Genomic DNA, 1,504 nt, shown 5'->3' on the forward strand with positions numbered 1-1,504 from the left:
TGCCTGGGACCATTCCGGCATGGTCCGCGCGCTGGAGATGCTCGCCAACTTCGAGATCGGCCAGAAGGCCTGATTCTGATACCGGCATGCCAATGAATTGGCCTGCCGTATCGCGTTCAAACGCCACGCAGGCTTTACCGCGCTCATGGGAGCGCGCCGTCGCGGTCGCGACGGCCGGCGAGCGCTTGAAAGGTCCGTTCAACCGCTCGCCGGTATAAACAGGGAGACCCCCATGCCCATCGCTCCGGCCACCGTCCCCCGGGACCTGCTGCGGCGGATGTTCGACGCCGCCGTCGCCGCCGCCCAGCCGGCGCTGTGCGTGCCGGCCAACCTGCCCGAGCCACCCAAGGGGCGGCTGGTGGTGATCGGCGCCGGCAAGGCGTCGGCGGCGATGGCGCGGGCGGTCGAGGATCACTGGCCGGGCGCCCTGTCCGGCCTCGTGGTCACCCGCTACGGCTACGCCGTCCCCTGTGAGCGCATCGAGATCGTCGAGGCCGCCCACCCGGTGCCCGACGCCGCCGGGCTGGCGGCCGCCGAGCGCATCCGGGCGCTGGTCTCGGGGCTCGGAGCCGACGATCTGGTGCTGTGCCTGATCTCCGGCGGCGGCTCGGCGCTGCTGGCCCTGCCGCTCGACGGCGTGACGCTGGAGGACAAGCAGGCGGTCAACCGCGCCCTGCTCGCCTCCGGCGCCACCATCGCCGAGATGAACTGCGTGCGCCGCCACCTCTCCGCGGTGAAGGGCGGCCGGCTCGCCGCCGCCTGTCATCCGGCGCGGGTGCTGACCCTGCTGCTGTCCGACGTGCCGGGCGACAACCCGATGGACATCGCCTCGGGCCCCACCGTGGCCGATCCCACCAGCTGCGCCGACGCCTTGGCGATCCTCCGGCGCACCGGCATCGCCGTGCCGCCGGCGGTGCGCGAGCTGCTGGAGAGCGGCCGCGGCGAGAGCGTCAAGCCCGGCGACCCGCGGCTGGCGGCGTGCGAAACCCGGCTGATCGCCACGCCGCAGATGGCGCTGGAGGCCGCCGCCGCCGTCGCCCGCAGCGCCGGCTACGCCGCCCACATCCTCAGCGACCGCATCGAGGGCGAGGCGCGCGACGTCGGCAAGGTGCTGGCCGGCCTCGCCCTGCAGGTGGCCGAACGCGCCCAGCCGGTCACCGCCCCCTGCATCCTGCTGTCGGGCGGCGAGACCACGGTGACGGTGCGCGGTGCGGGCCGCGGCGGCCGCAACGTCGAGTTCCTGCTGGCGCTCGCCATCGCGCTCGACGGCCATCCGGCCATCCACGCCATCGCCGGCGACACCGACGGGGTCGACGGGGTGGAGGAGATCGCCGGCGCCGTGATCGGCCCCGACACGCTGGCGCGGGCGTGGAGCCAAGGCCTGAAGCCGCGCGACAGCCTAACGGCGAACGACGGCCACGGCTTCTTCGAAGCGCTGGGCGACAGCGTGGTCACCGGCCCGACCCTGACCAATGTCAACGACTTCCGCGCGATCCTGATCGAC

The 1,504-nt window shown here is 73.6% G+C and carries 1 protein-coding gene; it reads left to right on the forward strand.

Annotation, left to right across the window (positions count from 1 at the left end):
- Window positions 1–232 precede the first annotated feature (232 nt).
- Window positions 233–1,504: glycerate kinase (locus TSO352_RS33400; RefSeq protein ID WP_199231476.1), on the forward strand; the 1,272-nt coding region annotated here is incomplete at its 3' end.

The organism is Azospirillum sp. TSO35-2 (genome assembly GCF_003116095.1).
In the GTDB taxonomy this organism is placed as follows: Bacteria; Pseudomonadota; Alphaproteobacteria; order Azospirillales; family Azospirillaceae; genus Azospirillum.